Raw genomic sequence first — 25,220 nt, 5'->3', positions numbered from 1 at the left:
CCCCTCCCCACCCCCACCCCCCTTTGTGAGAAGGAGAACCATGTCCAACCTCGGACGCCGCGGCTTCCTGGTCGGCGGCGCGGTCGTGGGCACCGCCGCCCTCGCCACCGCCTGCACCGGCAACGACCCCGAGCCCTCCGGCTCGGCCGCCCCCGCCCCCGCCGCCACCGGGGCCAACGACGAGCCGGGCCAGAAGGTCGTCATCGGCTTCTCCGCGCCCGCCGCCGACCACGGCTGGATCGCGGCCATCGCCAAGAACGCCGAGGCGACCGCGGGCCAGTACTCCGACGTGGAGTTCAAGGCGGTCGAGCCGACCAACGACATCAACACCCAGATCGCCGCCGTCGAGTCGCTCATCGCCGCGAAGGTGAACGCGCTCGTGCTGCTGCCGAACGACGGCCAGCAGCTCAACCAGATCGCGCGTAAGGCCGCCGACGCGGGCATCCCCGTCGTCAACCTCGACCGGATCTTCCCCGACAAGCTCTCCTACCGGACGTGGATCGGCGGCGACAACTACGGCATGGGCGTCGCCGCCGGCCACTACGTCGGCGCGAAGCTCAAGGACAAGGGCGTCGCCAAGCCCGTCATCCTGGAGATCCAGGGCATCGCGACGCTCCCGCTCACCCAGGACCGCAGCAAGGGCTTCGCCGACGCGCTGAAGACCTACGGCTTCACCGTCACCGCCCAGCAGGCCGCCCAGTTCACCGTGCAGTCCGGCAACGAGGTCACCGGCAACCTGCTGCAGGCGCACAAGAAGATCGACGCGATCTGGAACCACGACGACGACCAGGGCGTCGGCGTCCTCGCGGCGATCAAGGAGGCGAACCGCGCTGAGTTCTTCCTCGTCGGCGGCGCGGGATCGGCCAACGCCATGCGGGAGATCCAGTCGGGCTCCAGCGTGCTGGAGGCCACCGTCACCTACAGCCCGACGATGGCGTCGTCGGCGGTGAAGCTCGCCCGGCTCATCGCGCAGGGCAAGGGCATGGGCGACCTCGTCGAACACCAGGTGCCGCAGTCGATCACGTTGTCCTCGGAGACCATCACCAAGGACAACGTGGACACCTACCTCCCGCTCGGCTTCGAATCCTGAGCTCCGCCCGGAGAAGAAGGGACCACACGTGACCGACGACAGGCCCACGCTCGGGGTCGGCATGGTCGGGTACGCCTTCATGGGCCGCGTCCACTCTCAGGCGTGGCGCAGTGCCGGGGCGTTCTTCGACCTGCCGGTGCGGGCTTCGATGACGGTCCTCGCGGGCCGGTCGCGGCGCGTGGCGCGCGCCGCGGCCGACCTCGGCTGGGCGCAAGCCGTCACCGACTGGCGCGAGCTGGTCGAGCGCGACGACGTCGCGATCGTCGACATCTGCGCGCCCGGCGACGCGCACGCCGAGATCGCGCTCGCCGCGCTGGCCGCGGGCAAGCACGTCCTGTGCGAGAAGCCGTTGGCCAACACGGTCGCCGAGGCCGAGGAGATGGCCGCGGCGGCGGCGCAGGCCGAAGGCCACGGGGTGCTCAGCATGGTCGGGTTCAACTACCGGCGGGTCCCCGCGGTCGCCTACGCCCGCGAACTCGTCGCGGCGGGCCGGATCGGCACGATCCGGCACGTGCGGGCGACGTATCTCCAGGACTGGATCGTCGACCCCTCGGCGCCGCTCGTGTGGCGGCTCGACAGGGCGCGGGCCGGATCGGGCGCGCTCGGCGACATCGGCGCGCACATCATCGACCTGGCCCAGTTCGTCACCGGCGAGGACATCACCGGCGTCTCGGCGCTCACCGAGACCTTCGTCAAGGAGCGCCCGCTTCCCGACGGCACCGGCACCGGCCCCGTCACCGTCGACGACGCCGCGGTGTTCCTCGCCCGGACGTCCGGCGGGGCGCTGGCCACGTTCGAGGCGACGCGGTTCGCGACGGGCCGCAAGAACGCGCTGCGCCTTGAGGTCAACGGGTCCCTCGGCAGCCTCTCCTTCGACTTCGAAAGGCTCAACGAACTGCACTTCCACGACAACACGCTCCCACCCGAGGAAGCCGGGTTCCGCCGCATCCTCGCCACCGAGCCCGGCCACCCCTACGCGGCGGCCTGGTGGCCACCAGGGCACGGCCTCGGCTACGAGCACACCTTCACCCACGAGATCCGCGACTTCCTCGAAGCCGTCGCCACCGGCCGGCCCCCCGCCCCGTCCTTCGCCGACGGCCTCCGCGTCCAGCGCGTCCTGGCCGCCGTCGAAGCCAGCGCGGCGGCCTCCGGCACTTGGACCCCCGTCCCCTCCTGACCCGCCGTCCGGGCCCCTCCGGGTCCCCGCGGGCCCGTCGCGTCGAGACGCCCCGCAGGGAGTGCCACCCCGAAGCCGGCCCGGACGACCTCCCCACCACCCCGAAGCCAGCGTCGAGCCGACCTCGACCGAGCCGGCCACCACCAAGGGCAGGCCGTGTTCGAGGGCGCGCCGGGCGCCGAGTTCGTGGTCGGTGATCGGGCCGCCCACGAGCCTGATGTCCACGACGGCCTCGATCCTTCCCTCGCCGGCGGGCACGCCTCCCCGAACTGACGGTGCAGGGCCCGGCATTCTGCGACACGGTCCGGCAGAAGGCCACGTCATGCCCGTCCGTGCCCCGGATACTCCTCGGTCACGAGATCGATGATCGCTAGTGAAGGTCGGTCAGGAGGTGCTGAAGTTCGCCGTAGTCGAGGGGCCGCCCAGCTCGCAGGGCTGCGTACTCGGCTCCGGTTCCTCCCTCATCGATGAGACCAGCCCAGGCATGCTCCAGATCCTCGCGGGCGGCTCTGGCTTGATGATGCCGGCCCGCGGCCGTGGTGGTGCGAGCTTGGAGGAACCGGTCACGTGCGTCGACCTCTCGTGCGAGGAGCTCGCTGGGGCTGGGCGGTGGTGGCACCTTCTCTCCGAGCAGTTCAGCAAGGTTGCGGGATTTGACGGAGGACGCGGCAGCCCAGGCGCGCTCGGCGGCGGAAGATCCTGCCGCTGACGGGACCTCCATGGCTAGGCGTGCCAGATGGGCAATGGTCAGCTCGGAGAAGCGTTCGGCGCTGCCGCGGACGGCCAGGCGCAGGTTCTCATCCAGCACGCTGAAGTGCTCGAACTGCTTGTATTCGAAGGCTGCGAGCAGATGGTCGGCAGCCGCGAGCGGGTCGGTCGCGCGGAGTTCGACGCCCAAGACGGCATCAAGTTCAGCGGCGATCATCCGGCCGCCTCGTTGTGCGATCGCCGCAGCCCAGCGTGCGGCCGGAGCGAAAGCGACATCGATGGTGCCGTCGGACCGGACCGAGATGGGCGGCATCGCTCTGGGATGGAACTCGGTGACTCCAGAGATGATCGCGGTGATGAACGCGAGGTTGTGGTGGTAGCCGCGGGCGGAAGGCGATTCGACGCTCGCGAATCCGTTGTCCAGAACGCCGTGATCGGCCGGCCAGCGCACGGTGCCGTACGACTGGTAGCCGATGGAGACCATCACGTTCTTCCTGCCGACCTCGATCTGCTCGGAGCCGTTGCCCGACCACTCCTCCCGGTTCGCCGCCCTCAGCTGCAGGGCCAGGGCCCGCATTCTTTCGGCTTCCTCGCGACGATCCTGTTGGAAGTACATGCTTGCGGTCGTCAACGCGAGCTGGAACTTGACCTCTGGGTGCAGGTTCTCATCCCGCAGGGCTCGTTGAATCTCCTCGTCTGCGCTGGTCAGAAGCGAGAAATGTTCACTTGACGTCTCCAGCTGTGGCGGGGCGAGGCTGAGGGTGTTGCCGGCCATGATCGCTGCCACATGCGGCAGCCCGAGACGCCGGGCGATGGTCCCGGCTTCGGCGTAGTCGATGATCGCCTCTTCGATCCTGCCGTGGAGGCGGTACGCCGCCGCTCGTGCCTGATGGCAGTAGAGGAGGTGAAGGTGATACATCGTGTCCACGCCGGTGGCTTGAGCGACGGGCTCGTCCGGGATGTGATCACGCAGCAGTTCGAGCAGCTCGAACGCCGCCCCTGTCCACTGCAACGAGATGTCGAGGATCGCAGGACGGCCGGGGCGCCGCAGATAGGGAAGCCACAGTCTCTCGTCGACCACACCGAACGCCACCTGGGTACCCTCACCGATGGCAGACTCGACGAGGGAATATCGGGGGCGCAATCGATCCAGCCATATCTTGCGCCGATACCCCAGTGGATCACCGGGACCTGACGGAACCGCAAGCAGCCGATCCTCCCCCTCCATGAGGTTCAGGTACGGCCGGTAGTTGTCGAAATCACCGCGCCACGCCGCGACCAGCTCGGCCCGACGGGCCCCTGCGGAGAACAGATACTCGGCAGTGTCGAGCCGGTCGACCGCATACCGCAGAGCCCGCTGCAAGCGTGAGCCCGCCGGCACGAACAGCACAATCGCGGAGGCACAACCGGCGGCCAGCAGTGTCTCGCCGCGCAGCACCCCGCTCATCAGCCCAAGGTTCGCAGGGAACAAAGTCGCCGCGTACAAACCGGCGTACGGCCCTCGGCCAGCCCGCGAGGTCACAGAGACAGACGTCTCACCCACGCGGGAAAGACAGAGACGAACCGCCCGCCAATAGATCAGATGCGTCAGTACGGTCACCAGGACCGTCGCCCCTGCAGCAGCGGCGAAGCCGGCGACGCCGGGCGGGCACACATCCATCAGGAACTGGCCGACGGGACCTGCGGCCAACACCGTGGCGGCCAGCACCCACACCACGGTGCCGAGCCGCACCCGCGTCCGGTTGTAGCGCGTCAGCGCCGCGGACTCGGTCCGGAATCTGGAGGCGGTTACCCAAACCCCAGAAACGAGCACGAGGTCGACCAGGCCATGGCCGTGCGTAGCCCACGCGACCGCCGGTACCGCCACCACGAAGATCGCGGCGCGCTCGGCGAACACGACCACCGGCTCGGGCGAGCGGACCGGCAGCCCGTCCAGCGGCGGTCTGCGCGCCCCGGCGGCCAGACCCGCCAGCACAGGAACAACCCACCAGAGCAGCTCTGGCACCGCAACTCCAGCCAGCGCCATCGTGGCGGCTGCGGCCAGTGCCGAGGCGGCGCCCAGCACACCCACAGCGCATCCGATGACGGCAACGCAGACAGCCACGGCGACACCCTGATCGACCGCAGCCACGTACGGCTCGGCAAGCAGCCAGCCGACCGCCGCCCAGCCGAGGACGCGCAGTACCCCCACCATCACGCTCGCCTCCCTAAGGTGCCGTCGTCACCAAGACCGGGCCCGCCAGGACAGACAGGGTTTCCGGCCGGACAGCGAGCGTGAGAGTCCTGTCTGCCGCAGTGCCAGCCGCCTCCAAGACCACGGCGTCCGCGCTGCCCGCCTTACCGCTCGTGCTCACCCTGATGATCTGGCCCTGGAACACTGCGGGTGCCGGCGCCTTGACCACCACGATCGTCCGGCCGGCGAGCAGCCCCGACGGAAGCCTCGGCCCAAGCCCGTTCGTCGAGATCCGATCACCCGACGCGATCCGCCGCAGCGTGTACCGACCGACCAGCGCCGCGCCTCCCCCACGTACATCAGCAGCAGTGATCACCTGATACGGCCGCAGATCACGAGCGGCAACCGGACCCTGGCTCTGAACGACGACGGCCGCGCACGATCCCGCACACAGCACCAACAGCAGCGGCCCCACCAGCCGTCGTCGCCGCGTCGACGCCGCAGCGGCACGAGGGGGCGGCTCCAGGCCGGGAGCAGTCCCCGGTTCGGTACCCGGGAAGCCCAACTGGGACGGGTCGACCGCCATGCCCCGCACCCACAATTGGGAGATCGCCGTCCATCGTGCCTGCTCGGCCTCCAGGTCCGCCGGCCGGTCCAAACCCATCGCGTCAAGCAGCAGCCAGCGGTGCACATCGAACGCGCCGCGGAACAACTGCCCGTATGCTGCCGCGCACTGGACTGCGGCGCGGTAGGCCAACCACGCCACCACCGCTCCGCAGCACACGCACGATGCCGCCGCATACAGCGGCAAGGTCCACGCGGCCAGCAGCCCCCCGGCGACCGCGAAGCACCCGCCCAGCGCACTACTGACGACGGCGAGTTGAAGCTGCGCTGCACTTACCGCGAAATCCTGGCGGAACGTCTCAGGAAGCAGCGGATACAGGCGCGGCCACGCCGTCACCGCTTCCAACGAGTACCGCTCAGCGCTGTGCAACTCCGCACCGCGCAGCACACTGCCGAGAGCCGTCGGCGTCAGCTCACCACGATCAGCCGGATACAGCAGCCTCTCCGGGCTGCCCCATGCAAGCGCCTCGACATGGCGGGCCCGCCGCGTAACCAGCAATGCACGCAGTCGAGCAGCAAACGGAATACCCGCCCAGTAGCCCTCATAGAGCCTGACGATCGAGACATACAGCACGTCCAGCGCCTGCGTCAGCAGCAGAACCAGAACAAGAACCACAAGACCGGCCAGAAGCCGGACCTCTCCGGTCAGCGCGGACCAGCGTGCGGCAGCGGCCGCCCACCCCGTGCCCCACGCCACCACGGCGAGCAGCGCGCCAACGAACGCGGCCATGGGCAGGAACGTCGTGGAGAAAAGCCTGCGGTCCAAGGCTCCAGAGGCCGCCTCGATCAGACCACCCATCAGCGGCCCTCACGCGACAGCACAAACGCGTGCCCGTTCACACAAGTGTAGGACTCGAGCCGGCTGAACTGCTCGAACTCCTTGACCTCCCCGCACGCCCCGCAAGGCAGCCGCAACACCGGAGGCAGCCTTCCGGCATCGCCGTAGGTGTGGGCGTCCGACACCAGCCGACGCGGCTCATCCAGCAGGGCAGCCGCCGCCGCGCGAAGCCTCGCCACAGGCACGGCGCCCACGACACGGCCGTCCTCGTCGATGACGACGATGCCGGGCGCACCACCCTCCAGCGCATCAAGCACGGCAGGGGATCCAAGAATCGTCGCGACGGGAATATCGCGCGGCAGAATGACGACCGCCCCCTCCGGCCCCGACTCCAGCATCGAGACCCAAGAGATCCCCTTCTCAAGAAGGTCGCCGAGCAGCTGCACGGGGCGGCTCACTTCCCATCGCCGATGAGCACGAATGCAGCCCAATGGAACGGATCGTCGAACGCCTTCCGATCCGGATCCCGGCGAGAGACCTCCCAGGCGGCGAGACGAGACAGGCCGAGGCTCTTCTCGGCCTCAGCGCGGGCCGGCGTCGGCAGATCCGGCCGAGCCAGCAAGTCCCGCACAATCTCGTCATGTGCGGTTCGCTCACCGCCGCGCAACCGCAGACGAGCCAACTCCAGGCGCAACGTCTGCTCCTCAAGAGGCTCCAACCCAGGTCTCTTCAAGGCCCCGCGGACATGGTCCACGGCATCTCGCACAGTCATCTCACGCACGGCTTGCTGGGCTAGCCGCAATGCTTGGGCCTTCGGAACCCCGCCGGTCAGCTCGCGGTAGAACCGTGCGAGCAGGACGCTCGTCGAAAGTTCATCCACCTGCCAGAGCGTCACCAGCGCCGACGCCGCACCGGCGTACAACAGGGCCCTCGTCAGCCCGACGAGCTCGTCGCCAGGCCTGCGGTCGCTGACACCGGTCTCGCACGCACCCAGGGTGACCAGCCCGACGTCCAACCGCATTCCGAGCAGATCAGCAGCCGTCAGCCGACCATCGGCCAGCTCGATCCCCGACTGCATCGGGTCTCCCGCATCAAAGACACCATGACCGGTGAAGTGCATGACGTCATACGTCGCCTGCGCGAGCCGCGAAAGAAGACCTACCCGCGAAACCCCAGCGCCGACAAGGAGGTCCGCTTGCGGGAACGCATCGGCGACCGTCCGCGCCTGCTCCCTCGCCAGCACAAGCGGCCGACCCGCTGGAGGATCGGCGAGGATCAACGCAGACCGGCAGCGGCTCTCCCGACGGCGCGCCCGGCAGAACCGCAGCGTAGAAGTACTCGGAACATAGGCAACGGAGTTCCGCTCCCCCAACGGAACACCACCGATAGGCAGCGCATGCAGCGGCAACCTATGCAGAGCATCGTGCGGCACCAAGTAGACGACATCATCCGGCCTCGCCCAGTGCTCCAACCCGGCGACCAGACCATCAAGCCCCTCGACAGTCGGCACCGACGCACCATCGAGCTGCCGCTCCAGCAGGTCACGGCGGCTGACGTCGACCCGCATCACATCCGGGGCGCTCGCACCAGGCACGATGCCGAAGACCAGAACATGATCCTCAACAACAAAGTATTCGACCAGCACCACTCGGCTCGCTGCCCGCCCCACCTCTCCACCATAAGTCCCCCACCCACAACCCACCCAGTCACACGACACACCAGGCCCGGCCAGACACGGCCAGCCATGGCCAGCCATGGCCAGAGCAGTGATCTTCTACGGAGACCAGTCGACATGGCGACGGCCCGTCCGGCTGACGAAGCCGTAAGTCGCCGCGTTCCCCACCAGAGCGCCCGGCCCACCACCAGCTCGTCAGGAACAGCGGCTCTGACGAAGACGACTGCGCGCGTCGCGCACTGACGTGGGCAGATTCCACAACATACGGGAGCACGAAGTCTTCCCGGCCCCACAATGAGTGCCCTTTCCCGGGAGGCGAACCGCTTTCGTCTCGTTCTTCGCCCTCCACCTCATCTATGAGGCCCTCGAACTGGCCGCCGACGGTCTCACGCTCGTCGCCTACGGCGCCGAGCCCGCCGGCGACTCCGCGGAACTGCTCCGCCTCCTGGCCGGCTGGGCCTTCGACATCGGCCCCAGCCCGAGTGTGTCCCGACCGGGCTGCGGCCGACTCCTGACCGTCCGGGGCCGAGGTCGTCCCGCGGGCCGGGGTCAGGCGGAGCGGGTGGGGTCGCCGGCTCCCCAGGCGACGCCGTCGCCTCGGTCCATGGCGGCGAGCGCGGCCATGTCGGTGTCGTCGATGGCGAAGGAGAAGAGGTCGGCGTTCTCGCGGATCCGGTCGGGCTTGGTGCTCTTGGGCAGGACAGGGTAGCCGTTCTGGACGCCCCAGCGCAGCAGGAGCTGTGCTTCGGTGACGCCGTACTCGGCGGCGAGGGCCTTGAAGGGGGAGTCGTCGCTGGCGCCGTCGGCCCGCATCTGCTCGGTCTTGCCGCTGGCGTGACCGGGCGCGGTCCGCCAGGTGGAGAGCGGGACGAGGCTGCTGTAGGCGATGGGGACGATGCCGTGGTCGTCGAGATAGCGGACGAGTTCGGGCTTCTGCGACCACGGGTGCAGCTCGATCTGGTCCGCCTGCGGCAGGGGCAGGCCTGCCGCGGTCAGCTCCTCGATGTGCGCGGCGTTGAAGTTGGAGACGCCGATCGCCCGCGCCTTGCCCTCGGCGTGCGCTGCGACGAGGGCGCGCCACTGCGCCAGCCGCTGCTCGGGGTCGAACGGCGCGTGGATCAGGTAGAGGTCGACGTGGTCGAGGCCGAGCCTCCGGAGGCTCTCGTCGAGGGCGTCGGCGGCCTGCCGCGTCGACTTGAAGGACTCGCCTCCGGCTCCTGGCCACAGCTTGGTCGTGACGAACACGTCGTCGCGGCCGAGGCCTTGCGCGGCCATCCCTCGGCGCAGCCCTTCACCCACGCCGCGCTCATTGCCGTAGACCTCGGCGGTGTCGACGTGCCGGTAGCCGGCGCGCAGCGCCTCCTCGACGGCGTCGGCTACCTGCTCGTCGGGGATGAGGTAGGTGCCGAACCCCAGGAGCGGGATGTCGACGCCGGGTGCGAGGGTCCTGCTGGGCGAGGCGGTCACGGATTCCCCCTGGAGGTGCTCGGGCGCGGTCACGAACGAATGAGGCCGGAACGAACTTATCGGGGTCCCGCTTCCTTGGCTCATCGACACGGACACGACCCCGCCGCCTACGAAGGAAGGCTGCGTCCCCTCCTCAAGGACGCCGACGAGCCCGTCCTCGGCACCGAGTTCGGATGCCGCACCCGCCTCGGGGCCGACCGGCGCGGCCCGGCTCCATCCGGACCGTCCGCCGGCACCCCGAGCGGGCCTTCCACGGCCCGACGCCACGCGTCCCTTCGCCGGAATGTCGGTGGTCTTTGAGAAGGTCGGCCCATGGAGATCGTGTTCGAGGCCGAGGTGTGGATCTGGGACGCCAGGAGGGCCGACACCTGGATGTTCGTCAGCCTGCCCGCCGAGGCGTCCGCCGAGATCCGAGATCGCCCACGGCCACCGTCGAGCGGCTTCGGCGCGCTGCGGGTACGGGTAGCGATCGGCGCGACCACCTGGACCACCTCGATCTTTCCCGACAAAGCACGCGGAACCTACGTCCTCCCCCTCAAGCGCGCAGTCCGCACGGCCGAGCACCTGAACGCGGGCGACACCGCCACCCTCACCCTCACCCTCCTCGACCCCTGAGGGCGCACCGCGCCGGGCCGTCCTCGGTGGGCGCGGCGCGGGGGGTCAGTCGACGCGGTAGGTGACGTAGTAGATCGATGCCTCGACGTCGGACTTCGCCATCTTCACGATCTCGCCCTCGCCGCGCTCGGACTCGAAGATCGTGACGGCGCCGAGGAGGTCGGCCGAGATGACGTCGTCCTCGCAGAGCGAGACGCTGACCGACCCGGGGACGTCGATCGCGAGGTTCGGGGCGACGGACTGCCCCGCGCCCACCTCGACGGTCTGCTCCCCTCCCGGCCAGATGCCGTGCGCGAGCTTCGTGGAGTTGTCGATGGTGACGAACAGCTCGTCGGGGAAGGCGCTCGCGCGGTCGATCGCCTCGACGATCCCCGGAATGGACTTGACGACGTCGGACAGCGGTCCGGCGAGCGACGCCAGGAGCGCCGAGTCGAAGAGCCCGGCGAACGCCCCTTCGGGGTGCAGGTCCGTCCCGGTCGCCGGGTTCACGCACATGAGGTTCTCGATGGTCGCCGTTGCGGTCATGGCGGTTTCTCCTTGCTCGATCGGGTGTGCGGGCGGCGGTCAGGCCTGGGGTGGGCTGCCGTCTTGGAAGAACTTCACCGACGTGGGTTCGGCGACGTTGATATTGGTGCGGAAGAACTCGTACAGGTCGACGCCGAAGTTGTCGCCGTTGCGGCGTTCGGCAAGCGCGAGGTGCAGGTGGGGTGGCTGGGCGGCCACGACGACGCCCATCAGCTCGCCGCGGCTGATCATGCCGCCCGGGACGACGTGCTCGGTCAGGTCCTTGAAGTGCGTGTAGAAGGCGCCGACGCCGCCGGGCGCGTCGGGGTCCAGCTCGTCGGTCGCGGCGCGGACGAAGACCTGCGCGCCGAAGAACGGCGGCGTGGTGCTGTCGATCGTCGACAGGTCGACCTTGGTGATCTTGCCGTCGAAGGCGGCGCGGACCTCGGTGCCGCCCGGGGCGCCCAAATCCATGCCGAACTCGACGAACCAGTTCGGCGGCTGGTGGCCGCCCTCGTGCGGACCGCCGTGGAAGACGCCGCCGCCGGAGAAGAACGGACTCGACAGTTCCAGTTCGAAGGGTCCCATGATCTTCCTCGTCTCTCGTGTCGATGGTCCGTCCGGCCCGTGTCAGGCCGGACGCCATGGGGCGGGAAGCACGACGGTCTCCAGGAAGACCGTGCTGTCCCGCAGCTCTTGGGGCGCGGGGAAGGCGACGGGGGCGGCGAGGCGCTCGACCTCGCGGACGCGCAGCCGCAGCGGGGCCGTGCCGGGCGGCAGGGCGATCTCCACGGGCGTCTGCGGGGTCTCGCCGACCAGGCGTTCGGACAGCGGGCGCCACGCCGGAACGCCGGAGCCGCCGTCGAGGTCGATCAGCGCGAGCGCCTCCGGGTCGACGCCGTCGGGCGCCTCCTCCAGCACGACCTCCAGCAGGTTGGGCGGGGTGGGGCCGATGCCGTGCAGGGAGACGCGCACGCCCGCGCCTCCGCGCTCCACGACGAGCCGCCGGTCGGGCAGCAGCCGCACGGGATCTGCCTGGACCAGCGGCGACAAGGACAGGCCCTTGAGGCTGTGCCGCTGGAACCTGGCGAGCACGAGCCGGACGAAGGGCGCGTAGGACGAGCCGGCGGACGCGGGCGCGTCGAGGGCGATGTCGGCGTACCAGCGACCGCCCTCCTTGCGCGGCTCGTAGGGGACGAGCACCGTGCCGGACCCGAGGTCCGCCGCAGCCGAAGGCGGCTCGGTGAAGCCGCGGAACCAGCTCGCCGAGGGCCGGGCCGGCAGGTTCGGGGAGGCGAAGACCGGATCCCTGCCGAGGCGTGTCACGGAGTGCGGCGGGTCCTGCCCGTCCGCGGCGACGACGACGGCCACGGCCTCGCCCTCCCCCGTCTCGAACCACGGCGGGGCGAGCTCCACCCGGAGCCTGCGCGAGGAGCGCACGCGCTCGATCCGGTCGGGGCCCGCTGTCCGCTCCCACCGGAACGACGGCGTCACCGACCGCAGGTCCGGTTCCGGTGGGCGCGCGCTGGAGGGGACGCTGACGGTCTCCTGGTCGCGGACGAGCTGGAAGGCGGCGTCGGGGTCGTCGGCGTCGAAGTAGGCGCGGTACCGGCTGATCGCCTTCAGCGTGTAGGTGATCCTGCGGTGTCTGGTGTCGCCGAACTCGTGCCGGACGGTCGGCTCGGGAACGGGTCCGCGCCCGATCGTCTCACCGTGCAGGCAGGCGACCGTCCGTGGGCTCCGCCCGGCGTCGGTGACCTCCTGCCACGCCGCGGCGATCTCCAGCCGCCCCGTGCTGTCGGTGTCCAGTCCGGTGAGGACCGGCCGCAGGACGACGTTGGTGTCGTGCTCGGCGCGGACGATCCGGTCGGCGGCGAGCGCCCAGACGGGCTCGGCGAGGGGTTTGCGGACCGCGTGGACGAGGAGGATCCGGCGCACGGGCGACAGCAGCGGATGGCGTCCGGCGCGGGCGACGGCGAGCCGCCGCTCGATCTGCGCGGGCGTCAGCGGCGCGGCCTCCCCCGACGGGTTCTCCAGCCAGAGCTTGACGGCGAAGTCGTCCAGCAGCTCCTCGTCGATGGTCGAGGAGAGTTCGAGGACGACCTCCTCGGCCTGCGCCAGCCGGACCGACCACCGGCCAAGGGCGTCGTCCCATTCGGCCTCGGCCGCGGCGCCGGAACCGGGGAGCTCGGTGAGCCCGACGGTCTTCGGCTCGCTCACCGGCCACACGCCCCAGGACCTGCTGTCCTGGACGTCCTCGGGCAGCCCGCCCGGCGCGGCCACCAGGCGTGCGTTGACCCCGGCGGCCGCCGGGTCCCGCAGTGCCTTGTGCGGGTCGCCGTCCTGCTCGGCGAGGAGCGCGCTCACCGCCTGCCGCCAGGTGCGCTCGGCGAAACCCGGATCGGTCCCGCCGGGGCCCGGGTCGAACTTGCCGTGCTGCTCGATGGTGGCGAAGCTCGCCGTCGGCGGGTGCAGCTCGCGGACCTCGACGGCCGGGTACTGCGGATTGGCGGCGTGGAACTGCTCGGCGGTCATCCCGGGGTCGCTGCGGATGACCATCCGGTCGAGCGCGGCCCCGGTCGTGAACTCGCCGTCGTGGCCGAGCCGGGGCGGCCGGGCCGGGTCGTTGCGGATGTAGCGGACCGGTTCGCTCGCCGTCTCCTCGTCGTCCACGTCCTCCAGCCGGGGGCCTCCCCCGGTGAGGTCGGCGACGCGGATCCGCATCTTGTAGAACTTCCCGAAGCGCAGCCGCGGCAGGCTCCCGTCGGGAGGGCGGAAGTCCCAGGTGAAGACGTAGGGAGGTGCCGCGCCCGGCGTCGCCGAGGGGCCGGGGGTGTCGCCGAGGAGGTTCGCGAACGGCACGGCGAGGCTCCACCCGTCCCAGCGCAGCACCGCCTCGTCGGCGTGCAGCCGGCCGTCGGGCGTCTTCACCGCGGCGAAGGGCTTGACGTGCCCCTCCTCGCGCCGTCCGGGAGGGCCGAGCGGCACCACCACGCCGTCCGCGCCCTCGACGGTGTAGGTGGCCTCGCGTTCGCACAGGGAGCGCCAGGGCCGGTCGGCGGAGCGGATGTCCACCCGGTAGCCCAGGACGAGGTCCTCCGCGGTGAGCTCGACGTCGGCCAGCGACGCGCCCGCGCGTTCTCCGGCGAGTTCGCCGCGCGCGGCGAACTCCGCGCCGCGCCCCGGGCGGAGCAGGGTGAGGCCGTTGGTCCGCAGGTCGGGCAGGGCCGCCGACCGTCTGTCGCCTTCCGCGGCCTGCTCGTGCTCCGCGGCCCGTTCGCGCAACGCGCGGTCGGCGCCGTCGACGTCGATCGTCGTGAACGCCCACCGGGGCTCACCGCTCTCCTCGAAGTCCACCATCACCGTCCCGGACAGGTCGAGCAGGCCCCGGGAGTGCTCGCCGTCCGTGGCGGCGGGCGCGGGCCAGAACCCGTCGTCGTCGAGGTCGTACTTGGTCCACGGCGAGGTGACCAGGTCGCGCAGCGGGTCGTCGGCGCAGCGCACGGCCAGGAAGCGCGCGCCGCTCGCGGCGCGCAGGTCGGCGGCGTCGACGGTCAGGGTGAAGATCAGCCCGAGCGCTTCCAGCACGGCGGGGTGCTCGCGCAGCGCCGAGACCGTCCGGTGGAAGTCGACGGGCGGCGGCAGCGGAGCCAGCGGCTCCTCTACGGAGCCGGGCGAGGGCTCCGGCTGCAGGAACTGCTCGATGCTCGCGCGCACCTCGTCGGCGGCGCCGGCGACCCCCTTGTCGGCGAGCGCGACGGCGCACGACCGGTAGGAGGTGGCGACGGCCCGGGCCCGCTCGTGCGTCGGGCTGGTCTCGGGCACCGGCTGGATCTTGGGCGTGTACGGCTCGATCACCCCGGCGTCGCCGCCGAAGAAGGCGTGCCAGGCCTCGCTGGAGGCGGCTGGCTCGTGGACGGGCACGGCGTCGCCGGTGCGGGCTCCGTCATCGTCCTTCACCCGCAGTTCGAAGGAGTTGCCCGCGAGGAGGGAAGGCCAGTCCTGGAACCCGAAGTCGGCGAGTTCGCCCCCGCCGAGCCGCGGCACGACCAGGACGCGGATCCGGACCTCGCCCGGCGCGGCGAGCCCGGCGGGCACGGCCACCCACAGCATGTCGCTCATGACCGCTTCCCGGGGTAGACGCGGGCGATCCGATCCGCGCAGGCCGTCGCGAGCAGTGTCCCGTCGGGGCTGTAGGCGAGGTCGTTGACGGTGCCCGGGTGAGCGAGCGTGCTGAGCGCGGTGCCCTTGACGGGATCGATGACGGTCACCGCGGGCGACGGCTCGTCCGACACCAGCGCCAGGTCGGGTCCGGTCGGGTGGAAGGCGAGCTGGACGACGGGATGGGGAAGATCGAGGTCGCGGACCGGAGCGGGCGGGCCGCTGCCGACGGAGAGCACGTGGACGGCTTTGTCCTTGCCCGAGGTGGCCAGCCTCCCTCCGGGCCCGAACGCGACGGCGATCACCGGCTTGGTGTGCAGGGCCCGGTCCGTCTCCTGCAGGGCCGCGGTGTCGATGATCTTCACATTGCCGTTGTCGTCGCCGGCGGCGAGCCGGGCGCCGAGCGGGTCGAACGCCAGCGCCCTGATCTTGATATCGTGCCGGAACTTGGCGAGCTCGGCGCCCGTGGCGGCGTCCAGCAGGCGGGTGAAGCGGTCCTCGCAGGCGGTGGCGACGAACTTCCCGTCACCGCTCACGGCGACCAGCGTCACCGCCTGCGGGTGGGGTGCGGTCCAGGCCGCGGCTCCGGTGTCGCGGGCGAGGCGCGTCGCGGCCTTTCCCGCCACGACGGCCAGGTCGCCTTCCGGTGAGAACGCGAACCCGTTGACGGCCGAGGTGAGGGCGGTCAGCCAGACCCGGTCGCCGGAGAGCGCGTCGAACAGGCGGACACCCCCGTCGAGGCCGGCGATGGCGAAGTGCCGCCCATCCGGGCCGAACGCCACCGCGGTGACCGCGCCGGGCAGGCTCTTTTCCAGGACGACCTCGCCGGTCGCGGCGTGGAAGACCGTGGCCCGGTTGCCCTGGCTCACCACGACGGCGAGCGGGTCGGGCCCTGCGGTGAGCGCGATCCGCAGCGCCGGCGTCTCGCAGACCAGGTGCGAGACGTCGGCGGGGTTCATGTCGTGGACCCGGACGAACCCGCCCACCGCTTCGGGGCCGCCCAGGGCAAGGCGCAGCCCGTCGGCGGTGTAGGCGAGCGCGGTCAGCCGCTCGGCGGCCGGGTCCCACACCGTCGTGCCCAGCTCGGTGTTCAGGACCTGCACACCGTCGAAGGACGCGACCGCCACCTCGGGCAGCCTGGGGTTGAACCGGATCACCGGGGATTCCCCGGTCCCCGTCTCGAACCTGCGGGCGCCGCCGACCAGATCCCACAGCGCCATCTCCTGCCCCGCCGCCCGGGCCAGCCGGGCATGGTCGGGGCTCAGCTCCGCCGGCCCGCCGGGCAGCGGATCGGCGAGGTCCACCGACGCCTTCAGGGTCCCCCCGGCGGCGTCGAGCACGCTCGCCCGGACGTCGGTCACGGCCAGGAGCGCGTCCGCGCCGAGGAAGGCGCACCGCAGCACGGGCTCGGGCAGTGCGGTCGTCCATCTCTCGGACTCGGCGGCGACGTCGAAGGCGACGACGCGTTCGGCGTCCGCGGTCACCAGGGTCCGCGCGTCAGGGCTGAACACGGTGGCCCGCAGACCCGTGGTGAAGGCGTCGCGCTCGACCAGGACCTCCGCGTCCGCGGCGTCGAGGAGGCGGAGCGTCTTGCCGCCCCACGCGGCGAGCAGCAGGCCGTCTGGGCTGAACACGGCCTCCTGCAGGACGGCGCTCTTGTCTTCGCTCGTCCACACCTCGGTCCCGTCGGCGGCCTTGAGCAGGGTGACGCCGCGATCGGGAATCTTGTGTCCGCGGACCTTGAGCCCCGCCTCCTCCTCGTTGAACCGCTTGCAGTCCTCCCGCATGGAGGGCGGCAGATCGGAGCAGTCCAGGAACTCCACGAACTCCGTGATGGTCTCCACCGAGCCCAGTCGGCCCACCACGATCAGGGACTCGCCGTCCGGGCCGAAGGCCAGGAAGGTCAGGTCCAGCGCGTCCTCCTCCCAGGCCGTGGCCCAGGCGGGCTCCGGGCCCGGCACCGCGTTCAGCAGAACGAGCCGCTGGGTCTTGAAGGGCTCGGTGGATTTGTGGAAGCCGAAGGCCGCGAGCCGTCGGCCGTCCGGGCTCCAGGCCACCTGCTGCGGCGTGAACGGGAGTTCCGCGGCCGAGAGCCGCTTGCCGAACTCGCTCATGACGTGACGCTCCTTGTCTCAGACCGGTGCGAAGGCCGCCTGGTAGGCACGCCACCGCGCCAGCCCTTCGGGTGTGACGCCGCCTTCGCCGAGGAGGCTTTCGTTGTCTCCGGAGCCGCCGCCCGCCAGCACCCAGGTGCCGCTGTCGAGCTCGACGCTGTCGGACCACAGGGTCAGATCGACCTCGATGACCAAGGTCGCCCGCCCCACCAGCGCCTTGGTGGCCGACTGGTAGGCGAGTTCGATGAGCAGCTCGATCGACACGGTGATGACGCCGAGCACCTCCAGGCAGCCGCCGATGCGCAGGTAGCCGGTGAGGGACACCTCGCCGTCGCCCGTCAGCACGAAGCGGACTCCGCCGAACGCGTGCACCTCCCCGTGCGCGACGACGAAGTCGACGGCGATCATCGCGCCGAACTCCAGCGCCGCCTCCAGCCTGCGCAGCCCTGACCTGTCGACCTCCAGCTCCACGTAGCCGCCCCCGCCGAACATCAGCACCGCGAGCGTGAACGGGGTCTCCCGGGTGCCGAAGCCGAGCGACACCGAGACGGGCCGCCCGTCGAACGGCACGGCGATGCCCGCGTTCAGCGACATGTCCCGCATGATGAACGCGCCCGCGGCGACCGAAGGCAGCGGCAGCGAGTAGCCCGCGACGAGCCCGGCCGGGCTCACGTCGAGGCTCGGGCCGACCCCGCCGAGATCGACGGCCTCGCCCAGCTGCTCCAGGAGTTGGAGCTCGCCGAGGAACTTCACGTCGACGCCGCTGACGTCCAGCACGGGCGGGCGGCCGCTCGTCTGGTGGAAGGCGAGCTCGGCGAACTGCACGCGCAGCAGCGGGCGGGACGGCAGCGGCAGCACGAGGGCGAAGTTGCGCACGGCGCAGTCGATGTCGGCGCCGTCCGGAGAGACCGTGACGGTGAGGGTGAGGGTGCCCGCGCCGACCGGCTGGAAGGGGCCCGCCTCCTTGAGCTTGACGTCCCGCCACGTCATCGTGGTCACCGGAGCGCCGCCCGGACGCAGCGCCGAGACGATCTCGGGCGCTTCCTCAAGGTCGGTGACCAGGTCCTTGAGCGCGAAGCCCAGCAGGCCGGCGTCGGCCGGGAAGAGGCTCTCTGGGTCGATGAGCCCCGTGCCGGGGTCGGGCAGCGCGGCGAGGCCGACGGGGCCCGCGGTCCGGGAGATCGCGTCGGTGACCATGTGGGGGGCGACGAGCCCGCCGGAGCGGTCGGCGTGCTCGACGAAGCTGATGTCGATGGGCTCGTCAAGCTCCAGCAGCACGTCGTTGGCGGGGCCCTCGTTCAGGTAGTCCTCGGCGAAGCGGACCACGCGGAGTTCGTCCTCGCCCAGCAGCGTCCGGAGGGCCGGCAGCCGCACGTCGAGCGCGTCGAGCCGCGGCAGGCAGCCGGACGCGGCGGCGGCGCCGGCCACGACGAGGCGGTGCACCTCGTGGACGTCGCCGTCCCGGTGCCCGGTCGGGGAGTCGGCCTCCCGGCTCGCCCGCACGAGGTCGAGCCGCACGCCGGGGAGCGCGGCGTCCTGGGTCCCGTAGAAGTCGGCGAACACCTCCGCCAGGCCGGGGTCGGTGAGCGACGGGAAGTTCGGCAGGAGGTCGGCGACGAACAGCAGCGGCAGCTCGAAGCGGACGTCCCCCTCGGGCGTGGCGCAGCGCAGCGGGAACGCCTTCTTCGCGCCGCCCGACTCGGGCCAGAAGTGCGTCCCGACCTCGCCCATCCCGGGGACGTCCCGCTCCTGCCAGCGGGCCTCGTCGAGGTCCGGGTAGGCCAGGGCGGTGATCTCCACGTCGCCGAAGGGGAAGGCGCGGGCGGCCCGTCCGTCCTGCGGCGCGCGGCGCACCGGTTCGGTGACCGTCAGGACGAACCGGGTGCGCAGCACCGCCGCGCCTCCGGCCGCGCGGTCGAAGACCCGCTCGGTGAACTCCATGAAGACGGCGCGGTGTCCCAGCGGGTACAGGACGCCCGAGGTCAGGGTGCGCACGCGCATGTCGCGGCCGAGCACGGCGTCGTGCTCCCACAGGAAGTTGTCCCAGGAGCCGCGCGCCGACAGCGTGCCGCCGAGGGAGCTGAGCTCCATCCGGGTGGCGGTCGCCGGCCGGAGCGCGGCCTCCGCGGCGAGCCGCATCCGCTCCGCCCTGCCGAGCGGCGGGGTGAAGCCGGGGTCGGGCGCGGCGGCGGCGTCCGCGTCGAGGGCGCGCAGCACGAGGCGCGCGTCGCGATCGTCGGCCTGGCCGGAGGCCGCGGCGACGAGGCGGGTCCGCCACAGCCCGGCCACGTCGTCCACCCGCACCGGATCGGCGGGATGGACCGCGCGCAACTCGTCGCCCGCGTCGCGGGCGTCCGGCGCGAAGACGACGCGCCACGGCAGTTCCACCGCGGTGTCCTCCCGGCTGCCGGTGACGGGCCGCGCGTCCGCCAGGACGCGGAGGACGCCTTCGACGGTCGGGGTGAACACCGTGTCGCGGGCGATGGTGAAGACGAGCCGGCTCGGCCCCGACAGCGCGGCGTGCCAGACCGGCACGTCGCCGCCCGGCGGGGCGGGCATTCCCGGGGGGAGCCCGGCGCCCTCGCGGGAGCTCTCCTCCGCCAGATGCTGGGGCGGGAACAGAAGCTCCAGCCGCGCGTCCGCGTCGACCGCGGTCAGCTCGGGCGCGCCGTCGGGACCGGTGCCGGTGACCTCGAGCCCGGACCAGCCGACGCCGAGCAGCAGGTGGTCCGCCGCCCTGATGATCAGGAAATTCGGCACGGGAGTCTCCCCGATAAAGGCAGTGCGCGCCGCGCGGTCCGCGAAATGAAAGAAATTCCTTTTTTCACGGTTCGGCGCCCTTCTCCTTTTGAGCGTGCCCGGTCCCGCTGAAAAGTCGGAACCGACCGCCGGTAAAAAGGACGCCTCTTGCGGCGGCATCGGTGCACGGTACGGCCATATCGCGAAAAATGGCGGATGTCGCCTCGATTCCCGACCAGGCCCCGGGTAGCCTGTCAACGGCTCCTCCGACGCCCCGCCCCGCTCGACGACTCACCCGAGAAGCGTCTCCCGGGAAGCGAGGACGACCATGGCGGTGCAAGGCGACTTCGACGGCGACGGCAGGGCCGAGATACCGGTCACCGGCCTCGCGGGCCTCGGACTGCTGGGCCGCGCGGTGCGACCGGACGGCGGCGACGAGCCCCTGAAGGCGGAACTGATCGCCCCGAACGGGATGCTCGCCGGAGACTGGCTCCTGGACGCCGAGAAGAACCGGTTCCACCTGGTCGCGGACCTGGACGGCGACGGCCGCGCCGAGATCCTCGTCAGCGGGGCCAAGGGCGTCTCCGTCCTGGCCCGGGACGCGTCCGGGGCGCTCGGCACGGTGATGACGGCCCGCAACGGCGCGGCCCTGGGCGGCTGGCCCCTGGACGTGGCGAACGACCGTTTCGGCCCGGCCGCCGACTTCGACGGCGACGGCAGGGACGAGGTCCTCGTGCGCGGCCAGGCCGGGCTCGCCGTCCTCGCGCTGGGCGGAGCCGACGCGCCGGGCTCCCTGGTGGTCGTGCCCGACGGGACCCGGATCGGCTCCTGGCCCCTGGACGTCGCCCGGGACCGGCTCTGGCCCCCCGGCGACCTCGACGGCGACGGCCGCGCCGAGATCGTCGTCTCCGGCCCCCGCGGGCTGGCCGTGCTGAGACTCGACGCGGGCATCCTGACCGAGATCCTCTCGATCCCGCAGGGGGCGGACCTCGGCGGCAGGCGGTTCGACGCCGAAGCCGACTTCCCTGCCGCGACCGCCGACTTCGACGGCGACGGCCGCGCCGAGATCCTGCTCCTGGGCCCCGCCGGACCCGCCGTGCTCCGCGCCGCCGGCGGCACGCTCAGCGCGTTGCCGGCAGACCCGTCCGCACCCGGCACGCGGCTGCTCCAGGCGCCGGAGACCCGAGTAGGCCCGACCGCGGACTTCGACGGCGACGGCCGCGCCGAGATCCTCGTCTCGGGCCCTGCCGGGCTCACCGTGCTCGGCCTGGCGGGCGGCGTGTTCGAGCCCCGCGCCGCGGCCGCCGACGGGGCCCTGCTCGGCCCGTGGAAGCTGGACGCCGGAGCCGACCGTTGCGTCGCCGCCGCCGACCTGGCCGGCGACGGACACGCCGGGGTCGTCGTCGCGGGTCCGGCCGGTCTTGCGGTGCTGCGGTGCGCCGACGGCTCGTTCCGCGCGACGGCCGCTGCGGCCAGGGGCTCACGCCTCGGAGACTGGCCGCTCGACGCCGACGACAAGATCGGGATCGGACCCGAGGCGGTCCGCGTCCACGTCAAGATCCTCGCCGCCCCGACCATCCCCCTCGCGGAGATGTTCGCGGCGGCCGACCAGGTGTTCAGCACGGCCGGGCTCAGCCTGCACCGGGTCGGCACCCAGGCGCTCGACCTCCCCGAGCTCGCCGACCTGGACATCGGCGGCTGCGTCTCCGGCCAGCTCACGGGCGAGCAGACCGCGCTGTTCCGGCACCGCGACGGGGCGGGGCCGGGCGATCTCGTCGTCTACTTCGTGCGCAGCACCGTGCCGCCGATGGACGGCTGCGCCGCCCACCCGCCGGGGCTGCCCGGAGCCGTGATCACGCAGGGCGCGAGCGCCTGGACGCTCGGCCACGAGCTCGGGCACGTCCTGGGCCTGCGCCACGTCGACGACGCCGACCGGCTCATGACCGGCGGCGGAACCCGCAGGATCACCCACGCGCCGCCCGATCTCAGCCCCGCCGAGGCGGCCTCCCTCAAGCACCGACCCCAGATCTTCGTCCGGTGAGGTGACGCCGTGCCCGTCAGCCTGAAGGACGTCCTCGACGCCCTCGTCCCGGAGGAGGTCGACTACGCGGCGGCCGAGGCGCTGGGACCGGAGGCGCTGCCGCACCTGGCCCTGCTCGCCGGGGGCTCGAACGTGCCGTTGGCGGCCAAGGCCGTCTACCTGGCGGGACGCATCGGCGCGGACGCGGCCGGCGCCGTCGTGGCCGGAGCGGCCGAGGCCCCCGACCCGAGGCTCCGGGTGGCGGCGGCCGCCTCCCTGCCATGGGCGCCCGCCGAGGCTGCGGCCGACCTCTCCGGACGGCTGCGCGCGGACCCCGACCCCGGCGTCCGCCGACACGCTGCCAAAGCGCTCGGCAGGGAACCTCGCGACCACGGAGCCGACCTGAATCCGCCATAAACCTGAAGAACCCTTAACCGGACAATTCTCCTATTCCGGCTAGGCTCGAAAACGGATGGCATTCATTCCGAATGATCGCGGAACGAACGAAGGGACAGGGCTCATGCCCGATCTCGGATTCGTCGGGCCCAGTCGGCCCGCCAACGATTACCGTCTTCTCAGCGTCACCGATGGCGACACACCGAACATCGCGATGGCGATCCGGATGGTCTCGATCGACACCCCGGAGAGCCAGTTCGGCGGGAACCCCGAAAGCGCCCAGGCCGCCCTGGACCGCGCGCGGACCCGGCTCACCGACGGCACCTACGGCGCGCTCCCCCAGGGCCTGCGCGACCACCTCGTCGGCCGACTCATGCCGGACGCCGCGGAACGGCACCTCGCCGCGGGCAAACGCGCCGCCGCCGTCCACACCGAGCTGGTCGACACCCGGCTCGCCCGCCCCGACGGCACCCGGCGCAAGCTCGCCGTCATCGCGACCGGCGAACTCGTGGAGGGCAACGGAAGGCTCCTTGCCTACACCGCGCCCTGGTACTCCGGTTCCGCGACCGATCCGCTCCCGCCCCACGACGACCCGCGCAGGCGCACCTTCAACCTCGACATGGTCGCCCTGGGCTGGGCCGTCACCTTCGTCATCTACCCGTCCATCCCGTCCGCCGAGGACCTCGACCTGCTGGTCGCCGAGGCCGAACAGGCCGTGGCGAACAAGCTCGGCGCCTGGGCGGAGTTCGGCGAGGACCTCCTCGTCGGCTACGAGTACCGGGCCTGCATCAAACTCGGCTCCTCGCGCATGACCGAACCCGACGCCGCCATCGCGCAGGCCTTCCAGCGCGTCTGCGTCGACCTGCGGACCCTTAGCGAGGTGGGCCTCTACGGCTACCACGACGTCCCCGTATCCCACCGGCTGTGGATCTGGGCGGACCAGATCGACCGGGCCCGCGCGGACATGAACCTCGTCGGCGGGATCTGACGTGGCCGGCAAACGCCTCATCGTCTGCTGCGACGGGACCTGGAACACCGCCGACCAGGTCGTCGGCGGTCGCAACTGCCCGAGCAACGTCGCCAAGCTCGCCCTCGCCGTCGCACCGCAAGGACACGACGGCAAGGAGCAGCGCGTCTACTACCACAGCGGGGTCGGCACCGCCCGGCGCGAACGGGTGCGCGGCGGCGCGTTCGGCCTCGGGCTGTCCCGCAACGTCTTCGACGCCTACCGGTTCCTCATCGACAACTACGAGCCCGGGGACGAACTGTTCTTCTTCGGGTTCAGCCGGGGCGCGTTCACCGCCCGCAGCCTCGCCGGGCTGATCCGCAACAGCGGCATCCTGCGCCGGGAGAACGCGGGCCGCCTCAAGGAGGCGTGGTCGCTCTACCGGTCCGCGGCCCAGCGGCCCAGCGGCATGACCGCCACCCTGTTCCGGCACTCCTACTCCCACGAGCCGCACCTCAGGTTCCTCGGCATGTTCGACACCGTCGGCACCCGCGGCGTCCCGGACCTCGGCCCCCGTTGGCTCCGGCCCGTCGTCCGCAGGCTGAACCGCCGCTGGGAGTTCCACGACACCGCGCTCAGCTCGCACGTCGACGGGGCCTTCCACGCGCTGGCGATCGACGAGCGGCGCTCGGTGTTCGTGCCGACGCTCTGGCACCGGCAGCCGCACGCGCGCGACCAGGAGCTGAAGCAGGTGTGGTTCACCGGAGTGCACTGCGACATCGGCGGCGGCTACGCCGACAGCTCGCTGTCCGACCTCACCCTGCTGTGGATGGCCGAACGGGCGGCCGACTACGGCCTGCGGCTCCTCCCGGACGCCTTCGAGGCGGGCGACCCGGCCGGGACCTCCCCCGAACGCAGCGCCCACTTCGCCGTCCGGCCTGATCCGATGGGCCCCGTCGAGGACTCCCGCAAGGGCATGTACCTCCTCACCGAACCGCTGGACCGGCCCATCGGCGCGGCCGCCGACTCCCGCGGCGTGCCCGACGGCCATGAGCACCTCGCCTCCAGCGCCCTGCACCGCTACGAGGCCGATCCGCGCTACCGGCCCCGAGGACTCACCGCCTACCTGCGGGACCCGGCGAACATCAAGGTGGAGCCCGTCCCGACCGGCACGGTCCGCCGGCCCGTCCACGTCTGACGGACGGCGCGGGACCCGAGCACCAGCCATGGAGGAGACATGCGCCCGTCCGTCCAAGAGGCCTTCCTGCCGTTCACCACGAAGTTCGAGGGGCGCGTCCCCATCATGTACGTCGACGTCAAGGGGCTGGTGACGACCGGCGTCGGCAACCTCATCGACCCGGTGGGCCTCGCCCTTGAGCTGCCCTTCGCGCACAAGGGCGACGGCTCCCCCGCGTCGGCCGGCGAGATCACCGCCGAGTGGGAGTCGCTCAAGGCCGACCGGGAGTCACTCGCCGTCCAGGGCTGGCGCGCCTGCGTCGACCGAACGGACCTGGAGCTGAGCGACGCCGACATCGACGTGCTCGTCCAGGAGAAGGCCGCCCAGTTCGAGCAGACCCTGAAGTCCCTCACCCCGGAGTTCGCGGGCTTCGACGACTGGCCCGCCGACGCCCAGCTCGGCCTCATGTCGATGGCCTGGGCCCTCGGCCCCGCCTTCGCCACCGGCGGCCGCTGGCCCTCCTTCCGCGCCGCCGTCGCCGCCGCCGACTGGACCACCGCCGCCGCCCAATGCCACATGAACGACCAGGGCAACCCAGGCCTCAAGCCCAGAAACGACGCCGACCTCCACCTCTTCACCAACGCCGCCCTGGTCATCGACCTGTCCCTAGACCCGGACAACCTCCTCTTCACCTGACCCGACCGCGGCACTCACCCGAAACGCAACCGAGCAACGGGAGGAATCATGACCGACGGAGGCAGAATTGCCATCTATGGCATAACGCCCCAAGGCGATCTGCAGTGGTACCGACACGACGGCTGGACCGACGGCACCGCACGATGGACAGCCGGAGCAG

18 protein-coding genes are annotated in these 25,220 nt (G+C 71.6%); 8 read left to right on the top strand and 10 right to left on the bottom strand.

Annotated features, from left to right (window positions below; translation table 11 throughout):
• The first annotated feature begins 40 nt into the window (after positions 1-40).
• Entirely contained in the window at positions 41-1,090 is a 1,050-nt protein-coding gene (locus ACYVOM_RS06850) for a substrate-binding domain-containing protein (protein ID WP_460302382.1), read from the top strand.
• Positions 1,091-1,118: 28 nt separating this feature from the next.
• The gene (locus tag ACYVOM_RS06845) at positions 1,119-2,267 is read left to right on the top strand and encodes a Gfo/Idh/MocA family protein (protein ID WP_460302381.1); all 1,149 of its coding nucleotides are present in this window, start codon (positions 1,119-1,121) and stop codon (positions 2,265-2,267) included.
• A gap of 370 nt (positions 2,268-2,637) precedes the next feature.
• On the opposite strand, the gene ACYVOM_RS06840 is transcribed toward ACYVOM_RS06845, so the two are convergent.
• The 5 genes from ACYVOM_RS06840 to ACYVOM_RS06820 form a co-directional block, all read right to left on the bottom strand.
• Entirely contained in the window at positions 2,638-5,169 is a 2,532-nt protein-coding gene (locus tag ACYVOM_RS06840) for a hypothetical protein (protein ID WP_460302380.1), read from the bottom strand.
• 13 nt (positions 5,170-5,182) lie between these two features.
• A complete protein-coding gene (locus tag ACYVOM_RS06835; protein ID WP_460302379.1) occupies positions 5,183-6,571 on the bottom strand; it encodes a hypothetical protein in 1,389 nt (462 codons plus the stop codon).
• Positions 6,571-6,996 carry a hypothetical protein gene (locus ACYVOM_RS06830; RefSeq protein WP_460302378.1) on the bottom strand — a complete coding sequence of 142 codons (426 nt, stop codon included), beginning with the start codon at positions 6,994-6,996 and terminating at the stop codon, positions 6,571-6,573. The genes ACYVOM_RS06835 and ACYVOM_RS06830 overlap by 1 nt, the downstream gene beginning before the upstream one ends.
• 8 nt (positions 6,997-7,004) lie before the next feature.
• Entirely contained in the window at positions 7,005-8,195 is a 1,191-nt protein-coding gene (locus ACYVOM_RS06825; protein WP_460302377.1) for a CHAT domain-containing protein, read from the bottom strand.
• 579 nt (positions 8,196-8,774) lie between these two features.
• Positions 8,775-9,725, bottom strand: a complete 951-nt coding sequence (locus tag ACYVOM_RS06820) for an aldo/keto reductase (RefSeq protein WP_460302376.1) — start codon at positions 9,723-9,725, stop codon at positions 8,775-8,777.
• A 279-nt stretch (positions 9,726-10,004) separates the two neighbouring features.
• Here ACYVOM_RS06820 and ACYVOM_RS06815 point away from each other — a divergent pair, with 279 nt between their 5' ends.
• On the top strand, positions 10,005-10,307 hold the full coding sequence (locus tag ACYVOM_RS06815; protein WP_460302375.1) for a DUF1905 domain-containing protein: 303 nt from the start codon (positions 10,005-10,007) through the stop codon (positions 10,305-10,307).
• 45 nt (positions 10,308-10,352) lie between these two features.
• Here the strand turns inward: ACYVOM_RS06815 and ACYVOM_RS06810 are convergent, their stop codons facing one another.
• From ACYVOM_RS06810 to ACYVOM_RS06790, 5 genes are read right to left on the bottom strand one after another with little or no spacing between them, the layout of a single operon-like run.
• Positions 10,353-10,832: a hypothetical protein gene (locus ACYVOM_RS06810; RefSeq protein ID WP_460302374.1), complete on the bottom strand. Its 480-nt coding sequence runs from the start codon at positions 10,830-10,832 to the stop codon at positions 10,353-10,355.
• A 39-nt stretch (positions 10,833-10,871) separates the two neighbouring features.
• The gene (locus tag ACYVOM_RS06805; protein ID WP_460302373.1) at positions 10,872-11,399 is read right to left on the bottom strand and encodes a M23 family metallopeptidase; all 528 of its coding nucleotides are present in this window, start codon (positions 11,397-11,399) and stop codon (positions 10,872-10,874) included.
• A gap of 42 nt (positions 11,400-11,441) precedes the next feature.
• Positions 11,442-14,933 (bottom strand): hypothetical protein, encoded by a 3,492-nt coding sequence (locus ACYVOM_RS06800; RefSeq protein ID WP_460302372.1) that lies wholly within the window; start codon positions 14,931-14,933, stop codon positions 11,442-11,444.
• Positions 14,930-17,086: an outer membrane protein assembly factor BamB family protein gene (locus ACYVOM_RS06795; protein WP_460302371.1), complete on the bottom strand. Its 2,157-nt coding sequence runs from the start codon at positions 17,084-17,086 to the stop codon at positions 14,930-14,932. The genes ACYVOM_RS06800 and ACYVOM_RS06795 overlap by 4 nt, the downstream gene beginning before the upstream one ends.
• 18 nt (positions 17,087-17,104) lie before the next feature.
• Entirely contained in the window at positions 17,105-19,846 is a 2,742-nt protein-coding gene (locus ACYVOM_RS06790; protein WP_460302370.1) for a hypothetical protein, read from the bottom strand.
• Positions 19,847-20,153: 307 nt separating this feature from the next.
• On the opposite strand from ACYVOM_RS06790, the gene ACYVOM_RS06785 reads away from it, so the two are divergent.
• From ACYVOM_RS06785 to ACYVOM_RS06765, 5 genes are all read left to right on the top strand, one after another.
• Positions 20,154-21,866 (top strand): FG-GAP-like repeat-containing protein, encoded by a 1,713-nt coding sequence (locus ACYVOM_RS06785; RefSeq protein WP_460302369.1) that lies wholly within the window; start codon positions 20,154-20,156, stop codon positions 21,864-21,866.
• Positions 21,867-21,875: 9 nt separating this feature from the next.
• Positions 21,876-22,262, top strand: a complete 387-nt coding sequence (locus ACYVOM_RS06780) for a HEAT repeat domain-containing protein (RefSeq protein WP_460302368.1) — start codon at positions 21,876-21,878, stop codon at positions 22,260-22,262.
• 103 nt (positions 22,263-22,365) lie between these two features.
• Positions 22,366-23,229 (top strand): hypothetical protein, encoded by an 864-nt coding sequence (locus tag ACYVOM_RS06775; protein WP_460302367.1) that lies wholly within the window; start codon positions 22,366-22,368, stop codon positions 23,227-23,229.
• A 1-nt stretch (position 23,230) separates the two neighbouring features.
• Entirely contained in the window at positions 23,231-24,385 is a 1,155-nt protein-coding gene (locus ACYVOM_RS06770) for a DUF2235 domain-containing protein (RefSeq protein WP_460302366.1), read from the top strand.
• A 39-nt stretch (positions 24,386-24,424) separates the two neighbouring features.
• On the top strand, positions 24,425-25,060 hold the full coding sequence (locus ACYVOM_RS06765) for a hypothetical protein (protein ID WP_460302365.1): 636 nt from the start codon (positions 24,425-24,427) through the stop codon (positions 25,058-25,060).
• Positions 25,061-25,220: the final 160 nt, after the last annotated feature.

The organism is Actinocorallia aurea (genome assembly GCF_054783995.1).
Note: the sequence above shows the minus strand (reverse complement) of the source record. Positions and strands in the feature narration are given on the sequence as shown.